The sequence below is a fragment of the Psychroserpens jangbogonensis genome (assembly GCF_000797465.1).
Classification (GTDB): Bacteria; Bacteroidota; Bacteroidia; order Flavobacteriales; family Flavobacteriaceae; genus Psychroserpens; species Psychroserpens jangbogonensis.
The window spans coordinates 1-10,794 of the sequence record NZ_JSWG01000019.1 but is presented as its reverse complement, the minus strand read 5'-3'; the positions used below and the strand labels follow the sequence as shown (position 1 = coordinate 10,794).

Below are 10,794 nucleotides of genomic sequence, written 5' to 3'. Positions count from 1 at the left end.
TTCAGGACAAGACATTTAAAACATAGAATTATGAAAAAATATTCCTTGCTATTATTACTCTTTTCCTTTTCGATTATTTCATTTGGACAAATTAAAGAAAAACAAACAATAGATAGTCTCTTTATAGAATGGGATAAGCCTGAAGTTCCTGGTTGTGCATTAGGAATTATTCAGGATGGAAAACTGATATATTCTAAAGGGTATGGAATTGGAGACTTGGAACACGATATACAAATAACGCCGACATCCGTTTTTTATACTGGTTCTGTATCTAAACAGTTTGTAACCTTTAGCATTTTACTTCTTGAAGAGCAAGGGAAATTAGATTTAGATGATAAAATTCAAAAATACTTGCCAGATTTTCCAGAATACGACACACCTCTTACTATTAGGCATTTTATACATCATACGAGTGGCGTCAGAGACTATTTAACCTTGATGTATTTAAAAGGCAGAAACTATCTCGACAATTCAGATGTAGATGAAGTCTATGAACTTATTAAAAAACAGAAAGAATTAAATTTTTCGCCAGGAGAGAAATACTTATACAGCAATTCTTGTTATTTCATGCTCGCAATGATAGTTGAAAAAGCAGCAAATCAATCTCTTAAAGAGTTTTCGCATGAAAATATTTTTCAACCACTCGGAATGAAGAACACCCTTTTTTATGATGACAATACCGACCTTATTAAAAATCGTGTTTTTAGTTATTACAAGAAACGTGATGAAGATGGATTTATTAATTTAATTATGAGATTTGACCTTGTTGGTTCGGGCGGAGTTTATTCAAGTATAGAAGACTTGTTTTTATGGGATCAGAATTTTTATATCAATAAGCTTGGAAAAGGAGGGCAAGAAATCATTCATAGAATGCACGAAGAAGGTCTCTTAAATAATGGAGAAAGTAGCGGTTACGCGTTTGCTTTGAACAATGGAACCTATAGAGGATTAAAAACCGTGAGTCATGGCGGTGCTCTTGCGGGTTATCGTGCACAATTAATGAGGTTCCCTGAAGAGAACTTTTCTATAATTATATTGGCCAATAGAGGGGATGCCAATACCACAAGGATGTCCTATCAAGTTGCAGATATATTTCTTAAAGAAAATTTCACAAACGATGAAGTTGAAAACCAAGGCAAAAGAGATAACAATAAGCCAGAGTTTGTTCATTTAAAAACTAAAGAACTTGAAAGCTTTGCAGGACATTATTGGAATGATGCTGGTTCATATACAAGAAAGATTTATGTAAAAAATGACACCTTAAGATATTTTCGCTCTGAAACCAATGAAAGTAACTTAGTACCTCTCAGCAAGAATAAGTTCAAAATGGTCAATGTTGGAGAGGATGTAATGGTGAAATTTGACGAAAATAAACAAGGAGATCACACTATGTCTTTTATTGCAAACGGAGGAAAACCAATAATTTTTAGAGAATATGAGCCGAAAACTTATACAAGTGAGGAATTAGTTGATTTCGTAGGAGTCTATTATAGCAAAGAATTAAATGTTAATTATACATTAGAATTGGAAAACAACTTGTTAGTACTCAATATGAATGAAACCAAAATTTCAGCACTAAATTCAATTATGGCTAACCTATTCTCGAATGATGAATATGGGATTTTTCATTTTAAGACTGATAAATATGGCAAAGTTTCTGACTTCAGATTGGACGCAGGAAGAGTAACCAATTTGAAATTCGAAAAGAAATAATTGGTGCTAACAACATGTATAATTCATAGTGTTTATGAATTATCTCGGAAATTCTGTCGAATTTCCCAAACGTCTTTTCTTTTTTGCTAACTTAGTTCCCAACACTACAAACCATACACGAACACGTTGTACGTAATTTGAAAAAATTAAACGCAATAGAATTGTGAAATAATGAAGCAAATTAAAATACCAACCGAATAACAGTTCCACTATTTTCAATAGAGTTCACTTGAATTTTACCATTATGAAGAAACATAATTTGTTGACATAAACTCAAACCAATACCACTACCTTTCTTTTTCGAACTAAAAAAAGGAATAAATATCTTATCAACTATTTCATCAGGAATCCCTTTTCCGTTATCGGTAACTTTAATAATAGCGTAGCCTTCGTTACTTGTCTTTGCAGATACCATAATTTTTGGCTGATTTGTTTCTATACAAGCATCTACACTATTCATTATTAAATTAATTAATACTTGCTCAATGAGTGCCGCGTCCATATTAATTTGAAGATTCTGGTTGTCTATTATAAATTGTAAGTCAATACCCTTGCTTTTTAAAGAGGGCTTTAATAGATTATTAATTCCATCAAACAGTTCTCTCACATAGATTTTGTTTGCATTTATTGTTGTGATTTTATTAAGTCCACGATAGGATTTTGAAAAACTCATTAAGCCTTCGCTCCTTTTTTGTATACTATTAATACTTAAGTAAAGATCATTCGTATCTAAAGGATATTTCTCTGAATCTTCAATATTCAATTTAATTTCAGCTTGCAAGGTTTCAGCTAAAGAAGAAATTGGCGCAATTGAATTCATGATTTCATGCGTCATTATATGAAGTAATTTATTCCATGCCTCCGATTGATTCTGATTTAAGGTGTTTTCAATATTTTGAAGAACAATTAACTTAAATTCCTCATTATTCATTTGAAAATGAGCAGTAGAAATTAATAGTTTCGTTTTATTTTTCTCAGTCTCTATAGATATAGTACTACCGTTGATATGCTGAGCTTCAAAAACAGTTTTAAAGATATTTTCACTTCTCTTTTTTATAAATTGAATATTCTTAAAAGTAGGGGTTTTTAAAAGTTCCTTAAAGGATTCATTAATCCATATAATATCTCCAGTATTTATGCTATAAGCCACAATGCCAGTATCAATTAATTCTAATATTTTCTGCAGATATAAATATTGTACTTCTTTGTCTTTGTTAATGTCCTTAATTTTTTGATTAACAGCATTAAAGCCTTCATGAAGTTCTCTAATATCTTCAGGACCAGATTTTTCATTAAACCACTGAGAAAAATCGTTGTACTCCACAGATTCAAAAAAATCATGCATCGATTTATGCCTCTTTATAATAAATCTAAAGAGACTATTTATGACCAAAAATATAATTAGAACAATTGGAGCTATTATAATTGTAGAGATTAAAGCCTTCGTCTTAAAATCTAAAGTGAGAATGCCAAATACTAAAATCATTAACAAACAGAAAATAGCTAGGAATCTAAGCAATAGCAATAATTTATATTTTCTATAAGCCATATTTATTTAATCTTCTGTAGAGCGACGTTCTTGTAATTCCTAATTCTTTTGCTGATTTCGAGATGTTACCATTATTTTTTTCTAATACTTTTAATATCGTATTCTTCTCTACAGTGTCTAGCTTTAAATCTTTTACTTGTGTTGTTTCAGAATAACTTTCTATAGGTGAAAACATTAAATCTGCAGCATTTAATACATTCGTATCCATCATGATTACTGCTCTTTCAATTGCATATTGAAGTTCACGAACGTTACCAGGGAAATGATACTCTTCAAGTTTTTTCATAAAACTAGTCTCGATAGAAACATTAGATTTAAAATATTTCTCGGTATACACTTCAATAAAATGTTTTGCCAATAAAATAATATCTCGATCTCGATTTCTCAAAGGAGGAATAACGATTTCAACCGTATTTATTCGGTAAATTAAATCTTTCCTAAAATTATTTTCATTTGCCAAAATTTCAAGGCTACAATTGGTAGCACAAATCAATCTGATATCTACTGGAATAGGTGTGTTAGAACCCAAAGGTGTTATGTGTCTATTCTGAAGTACAGTTAACAATCGTGCTTGTTGTTGTAGACTTATATTACCAATCTCATCTAAAAATAAAGTACCTCCTTCTGCTGCTTCAAACCGACCTTGCCTATCCTCACTTGCATCTGTAAAAGCGCCTTTTACATAACCAAATAATTCACTTTCAAACAATGATGATGTTAATGCGCCAACATCAACTTTTATAAAGGGTTTATCTTTTCTTAATGAATTGTCATGTATAGCTTTTGCAATAAGATCTTTTCCGGTTCCGTTTTCTCCAAGAACCAAAATATTAGCATCTGTAGGTGCGATTTTTTTCACCTTAAAGAAGACCTCTTTCATGGTATTACTTTCTCCTAACAGTTTAACTCCATTGACTAGTGGTCTCCATTTTTTTGTTTTATTAGATTTCTTATTGGCTAATATTTCCATTATTGATTCTAATAATTTTTGATTTTCCCAAGGTTTAACCACAAAATCTGAAGCTCCTTTTTTAAGCGCACGTACTGCCAAGTCCAAATCACCATATGCAGTGATTAAAATAACAGCAATGCCTTTATCTATTTCTTTAATTTTAGTAAGCCAATAAACACCTTCATTTCCTGTATTTATGACACTATTAAAATTCATATCTAGAATAACAACATCGAATTTATTTTTATTCAATATTGAAATCAGGTTATTTGGGTTTTTCTCAATAATAACCTCTTTAACCTTAGACTTTAATAACATTTTCATGGCTATCAATACGTCGGAGTCATCATCAATAACCAGTATGGAAGTGTTTTTCAATAACATACCTACAAAAGTATGTTATATTCATATTCATATGAGGAGATTCAAGTAAAATTTTTAAGAACAAAAAAAGTGTCACTAGACCGCACACCAGTTGTATCAAAACCGTACACATTGTATTTTCTCTATAATCATAAAAACCTAATTAACAGTTGTTTATGTTTTTGGCACGGTAATCACAATAGAGTTAGAAAATAATATAATAATGGACATACCAATTACCAAGAAAAAATTTAGCCTGTCAAAAATTGTCATTGCAGTTGGAGCAATCCTTTTGATTTTGTTTGTAATTTACTTGTCAACTTCTTTTGGCGGAAACTCTACATTAAATATTGATACTGAACGTATAATGATTAGTGAAGTTGAAAACGGTGCGTTTCAAGAGAACATTCCTGTAAACGGAACTGTTTTACCAATTACAACAATCTATTTAGATGCACTTGAAGGAGGAAGGGTTGAAGAAATATTTGTAGAAGATGGCGCAATTATGCAACAAGGTGAACCTATTTTACGTCTTTCTAATACCGATTTAGAATTAAATCTAGTAAATCAAGAAACTTCAGTGTACAATCTATTAACTCAAATGCAGATTTCTCAAAATGCTGCTCGTGAAAACACGATAAATAAATTAAATAGAAAAACCGATGTAGAGAATGCATTCATTGAAGCCAATAGGAAATACACACTTAATAAGTCTCTTTATATTGAAAAGGCAATTGGAAGTCAAGAATTTGAAGAAGCCCAAAATAACTATAACTACCAAAAACAGCGTATGGAATTGGCCTTACAGGTCTTGAAACAAGATTCATTATCCACTGCTTTAGAAGCATCTCAATCTAAAAATTCTTATACTAGAACTCAAAGTGCATTGGCATTAATGCGCAAAAAAGTTGGTGATTTAATTGTTAGATCACCTGTTGATGGACAATTAACATCATTAGATGCTGAAATTGGGCAATCTAAAAATAAAGGAGAGCGATTAGGGCAAGTAGATGTATTAAGTGGCTTTAAGGTTCGTGCTGATATAGACGAAAATTATATCTCAAGAATTTATTCAGGACAAAATGGAACATTTGCTTTTAACGGAAACAACTATAAATTAGTAATCAAAAAAGTATATACTCAAGTTACGAACGGACGTTTCCAAGTAGATATGCATTTCGAATCAGAAATACCTGAAGGTATACGTCGAGGGCAATCTTTAAGAACAAGATTGGCATTAAGCGATGAGAAGCAGGCGGTACTAATTCCTAAAGGAAGCTTTTTTCAAAAAACTGGAGGTAATTGGATATTTAAACTTAGTGATGATGGTAAGAGTGCCTATCGAATAGATATTCAATTAGGAAGTCAGAATACAGAATATTATGAAGTATTACAAGGACTCAACCCTGGAGATAAAATTATTACTTCTAGTTATCAAGACTACGGAGACAAAAACGAATTAATAATAAGCAAAAAATAATTATAATGATAAAAATCAGCAACTTAGAAAAATATTTTACTACTCAAGAATACAAAACAATTGCCTTAAATAAAATTTCATTTGAAGTAAAAAAAGGAGAGTTTGTCTCAATTATGGGGCCTTCAGGAAGTGGTAAATCTACACTACTTAACATTTTAGGTCTTTTAGATGATGCAGATGGTGGAAGCTTCATTTTTAATGATGAAGAAGTCGTTAACTATAAAGAACGTCAGCGAGCTTATATAAGAAAGCATAACATTGGTTTCGTATTTCAAAGCTTTAATCTAATTGATGAGTTGACCGTTTTTGAAAATGTAGAATTGGCCTTAATCTATACAGGAATAAAGAAAAGCGAGCGCAAAGGAAAGGTAGACGAAGTACTTGAAAGAATGCAAATTATGCATAGACGAAGTCATTTCCCTACACAACTTTCTGGTGGTCAACAACAACGAGTTGCAGTTGCAAGAGCTTTGGTTAATGAACCAAAACTTATTCTGGCAGATGAACCGACTGGAAACTTAGACAGTAAAACAGGGAACGAAGTGATGGAATTACTTACCGAACTGAACAACCAAGGTTCAACAATTATTATGGTTACGCATAGTGAGCACGATGCAAAATACGGGAATCGCATTATACGTATGCTTGATGGCGAAAAAGTAACAGAGAACCTATTATCTAACTATTAAGACACCTAATTATGATTAAGAACTATTTTAAATTAACATGGAGAAATATTAAGGCTAATAAGGTTTTGTCATTTCTTAATATTTTAGGATTGACATCTGGATTATTTTGTTTTTTACTTATTTATTTATGGATTTCAAGTGAAAACAATGTCAATAAATATCACGAAAATAATGACACTCTTTATTCTGCATATCTGACTACCACGGATGGTGCAGAATATGGATACGGGACACCGTCACTTCTATATAAAGAATTGAAAGAAAAAATTCCAGAAATAGAAGGTGTTACTGCAATGTCTAATAATAATAGGAACTACACATTCTCCAACAATAAAAAGGTTTTAAAGCAAAATGGGAAGTATGTAAGTGAAGACTATTTTAATATGTTCTCTTTTAATATTTTAGAAGGAAATGCCTCTACTGCATTAAGGAATCCAAATGACATTGCGATTTCAAAAGACATGGCAGAGTTGTTTTTTGATAATGTAAAAAGCGCTATTGGTCAAACACTAACCTTCGAAAATTCCAAAGCCTTAAAAATCACTATGGTCTTTGAGTTGGGCAGTAAAAACACAACAGAAAAAAGTGATTTTTATTTATCGTTTGATTCACTTCTTGCCGAAAATTCTTGGATGTCCGACTGGAAAAACTTTGGCACGTATACCTTTGTTCAATTAACCAAAGGCGCAGATGTAAAACAAGTAGAACAAAAGCTAAAGCTCTTTTTAAAAGATTACGTGGGTGCATTTGCCATAGAATTACAACCTTATGGAGATAGTTATTTATATGCAGACCTTGAAAACGGTAGTGGGAAAATTGAATATGTTCGTTTATTTGGAATCATTGCCTTTTTAATCATGTTGATTGCTAGCATTAATTTTATGAATTTGGCTTCTGCAGGTTCTATGAAACGAGCGAAAGAAATAGGTGTAAGAAAAGTACTTGGAGCTGGAAAAAATAGTTTAGTTGTTCAGTTTTTAGGAGAAGCAATACTCTTGTCATTATCAAGTTTGTTTTTTGCTTTAATTTTCATAGCCTTAGCACTTCCTATTTTTAATCAAATAACAGATAAAAACATTGACCTAGCAAATTTACCTCTATCTACTTGGGTAATGGTCTTATTTATAACACTTTTTACAGGAATACTATCTGGCAGTTATCCTGCATTTTTATTATCATCCTTTAAGGTGACAGATATTTTTAAGAAGAAAATTGAAACTAGTTCTATAACCAAATTGATTAGAAAAGCGTTGGTTGTTTTTCAATTTACAATTTCTGTTGTCTTTATAAGTTGCATGTTTATTATTTCAAAACAAATAGACTATGTTCAGAATAAAGATATCGGTTTTGAACGTGAAAGTTTATTGGCAGTAACACTATCTGAAGATTTACAGAAAAACTACAATGCATTTAAAACAGGTGCTTTACAAATTTCCGGAGTTCGCTCGGTAACAAAAACATCACATATTTTATTGGGAGAATATGGTACTTCTCCAGAAGTAATTTGGAATGGAAAATCTGATGAAGATGGTTCTTTATTTACTGGAATGGTAGGTAGTGCGGACTTCATAAAAACGTATGGCGCCAAATTACATATGGGAAGAGATCTTATTCATAATAATCCTGATAATATTGAATATTTAATTAATGAAAGTGCAATGAAACAAATGAATATGGAAAACCCTGTTGGACAAACGATCTCTTTTTGGGGTAATTCGGGGACCATTGTAGGCGTTGTTAAAGATTTTCACTTTAGTTCATTGAAAGAGTCTATTTTTCCATTAGTTATTAGAAGTGAAGGTTATGCGGAATTTAGTACTGCATTCATTAAATATAATTCAGACAATGTACAGCAAACATTGGCTTCACTTGAGACTCTACATACTACGTTAAACCCTGCATTCCCATTTGAATATAAGTTTATGGATAGCGAGTACAATAAGTTGTATAAAAGTGAATCTACATTTTATAAACTATCAACGTTCTTCTCCATTTTAGCAATTTTAATATCGTGTTTGGGTCTATTTGGTTTGGTCATGTTTACTGCCGAACAAAGAACAAAAGAGATTGGCATGAGAAAAGTTGTTGGAGCATCTGTTTTTGCGATTACTGCACTTATAACAAAAGACTTTATAAAGTTAATACTATTAGGAATAGTTATCGGTGTCCCTATTGCATGGTATTTCATGAATAAATGGTTAGCAAATTATGAGTACAGAATAGACATGCCATGGTGGGCTTTTGTAAATACAACAGCTCTAATAATTGGTATTGCTTTAGTAACGGTCAGCTTTGAGTCGATTAAGATTGCATTGGTAAATCCAGTAAAAAGTTTAAAAAGCGAATAAGCTACTATTCATATAGATTAATAATTATGAACAAAAAGATAACACTAATTATAAGTATTTGGTTGAGTATAACCAATTTTGGGTTTTCTCAAAACACAGTAAAAACCATCTATACCTTACAGGATTGTATCGATATTTCGATAGAAAATAATCTTGATCTAAAAATAAAAGAATTAAGAGCAGCATCTTCTGAAATAAACTTTAAAGAGAATAGAAACAAGATACTTCCTAGTTTGAATATGAATTATAATCTTGGGATTAATAACGGTCGAAGTATTGATCCCTTTACAAATAGTTATATAAATCAAGAACTTACTTTTTCTAATGCAGGTTTAAATCTAGATGCAACCATTTTTAATGGTTTTAGAATCAAAAATGAGATTAAGCAAAGTCGTTTTAATATGCAGGCTTCCGAAATGGAAATTGTAGAAGCTAAACAAAATTTAACACTTGAAGTTACGCTTTTATATATTCAAATTTTAAATAACAGAGATGTATTGGAACTTTCAAAAGCAAGACTTACAACAACTAAAGTTCAGCTTAAAAGATTAGAATCGCAGTATAATAATGGTTTAGGTAATCCTTCCACTTTTACAGACATTCAAGGGCAATATACTAGGGACCAAACGGAAATTATTACTGCAGAGAACAATTTAAAATCGACAGTTTTAAATCTAGTTAAGTTGTTAAGCATAGATCTCGATTCTGAAAATGAGTTCGAAAATATTTTTGAGATTAATAATCCAGAAAAGTATCAAAATTCTGCAAATGATATTTATAATGATGCGCTTGAAAATTTAGCAACCTTTAAATCAAAACAATTGCGAATTGATGCTGCAAAAACGGGAATTAAAATTGCCAGATCAAATTACTTTCCAGAGGTATCACTTTTTGGACAATTAAATACAAACTATTCTAGTGCTGCACAAATATTCACACAAACGGGAACATCTACTATTGAAACAGGAGACTTTGTTTCCATTGGTGGTCAAGAACATAATGTTTTGAGAAATGAAGGGCAATTTGAAGGTTCTAAAATCAACTATAAAGACCAATTTGAAAATAACCGTAATTCCGTGGTTGGAATAGCAGTTAGAGTTCCTCTATTTAATGGTTTCCGAGCTAAAAACAAATTAAGAGTTGAGAAAATACAGCTTGAAGAAGCGCAAATAAACTTGAATCAAATAAAATTTATTTTTAAACAATCTATTCAAGAATCTTACAATAATATGGAAGCTTCCTTTAAAAGATATCAGATTTTAAAAAATCAGGTAACAGCCTATGAAGAGTCTTTTCGTGTTAACGAAGTAAGGTTTAATAGCGGCGTTTCAAACATTGTTGAATATATAACGTCAAAGAATAATATGGAGGCTTCCAAATTAAATTTAAGCCAAACCAAGTATGAGTATTTACTGAGAGTTAAAGTATTAGATTATTATAGAGGAATTTAAAAAACAACCACTTTAAATAACAAAAGATAAAAACTAGGAAACATATACAGAAATTTTAAAAGGATAAAACTTCGAACCGAATTAAAAAACTACGTACAACAACGTGTATAATCAATTGCTTGGTTCTTAGTTTACTTGGAAATTCCTTCGGAATTTCCTCTGGTTCGTTTTCTTTTACTAATTTAGTTGCTAGTCAACGCAACTAACCATGCACGAACCCGTTGTACAGCATTTTGACCCGTCCTGAAA

General features: G+C 31.2%; 7 protein-coding genes. 5 read left to right on the top strand and 2 right to left on the bottom strand.

Annotated features, from left to right (window positions below; translation table 11 throughout):
* Positions 1–30: 30 nt before the first annotated feature.
* Complete coding sequence (locus tag RH81_RS16020; RefSeq protein ID WP_052172604.1) at positions 31–1,713, top strand: serine hydrolase domain-containing protein; 1,683 nt, start codon at positions 31–33, stop codon at positions 1,711–1,713.
* Between the two features lie 181 nt (positions 1,714–1,894).
* Here RH81_RS16020 and RH81_RS16015 read toward each other — a convergent pair whose 3' ends face one another.
* Both RH81_RS16015 and RH81_RS16010 read right to left on the bottom strand, forming a co-directional pair.
* Entirely contained in the window at positions 1,895–3,058 is a 1,164-nt protein-coding gene (locus RH81_RS16015; protein WP_241478997.1) for a sensor histidine kinase, read from the bottom strand.
* A gap of 193 nt (positions 3,059–3,251) precedes the next feature.
* Positions 3,252–4,598 (bottom strand): sigma-54-dependent transcriptional regulator, encoded by a 1,347-nt coding sequence (locus tag RH81_RS16010; protein ID WP_033962369.1) that lies wholly within the window; start codon positions 4,596–4,598, stop codon positions 3,252–3,254.
* A 202-nt stretch (positions 4,599–4,800) separates the two neighbouring features.
* Between RH81_RS16010 and RH81_RS16005 the strand changes: the two genes are divergently transcribed.
* The 4 genes from RH81_RS16005 to RH81_RS15990 are packed head-to-tail and all read left to right on the top strand — an operon-like array spanning position 4,801 to position 10,545.
* Positions 4,801–6,057, top strand: coding sequence for an efflux RND transporter periplasmic adaptor subunit (locus tag RH81_RS16005; RefSeq protein WP_033962368.1), 1,257 nt, complete (start codon positions 4,801–4,803; stop codon positions 6,055–6,057).
* A 5-nt stretch (positions 6,058–6,062) separates the two neighbouring features.
* Complete coding sequence (locus RH81_RS16000; RefSeq protein WP_033962367.1) at positions 6,063–6,746, top strand: ABC transporter ATP-binding protein; 684 nt, start codon at positions 6,063–6,065, stop codon at positions 6,744–6,746.
* Between the two features lie 11 nt (positions 6,747–6,757).
* Positions 6,758–9,094 (top strand): ABC transporter permease, encoded by a 2,337-nt coding sequence (locus RH81_RS15995; protein ID WP_033962366.1) that lies wholly within the window; start codon positions 6,758–6,760, stop codon positions 9,092–9,094.
* 26 nt (positions 9,095–9,120) lie between these two features.
* Entirely contained in the window at positions 9,121–10,545 is a 1,425-nt protein-coding gene (locus RH81_RS15990) for a TolC family protein (protein WP_033962365.1), read from the top strand.
* Positions 10,546–10,794 lie beyond the last annotated feature (249 nt).

Coding starts and splice junctions, on each gene's coding strand:
- RH81_RS16020 (WP_052172604.1), top strand. CDS start 31: ATGAAAAAATATTCCTTGCTATTATTACTCTTTTCCTTTTCGATTATT.
- RH81_RS16015 (WP_241478997.1), bottom strand. CDS start 3,058: ATGCATGATTTTTTTGAATCTGTGGAGTACAACGATTTTTCTCAGTGG.
- RH81_RS16010 (WP_033962369.1), bottom strand. CDS start 4,598: ATGTTATTGAAAAACACTTCCATACTGGTTATTGATGATGACTCCGAC.
- RH81_RS16005 (WP_033962368.1), top strand. CDS start 4,801: ATGGACATACCAATTACCAAGAAAAAATTTAGCCTGTCAAAAATTGTC.
- RH81_RS16000 (WP_033962367.1), top strand. CDS start 6,063: ATGATAAAAATCAGCAACTTAGAAAAATATTTTACTACTCAAGAATAC.
- RH81_RS15995 (WP_033962366.1), top strand. CDS start 6,758: ATGATTAAGAACTATTTTAAATTAACATGGAGAAATATTAAGGCTAAT.
- RH81_RS15990 (WP_033962365.1), top strand. CDS start 9,121: ATGAACAAAAAGATAACACTAATTATAAGTATTTGGTTGAGTATAACC.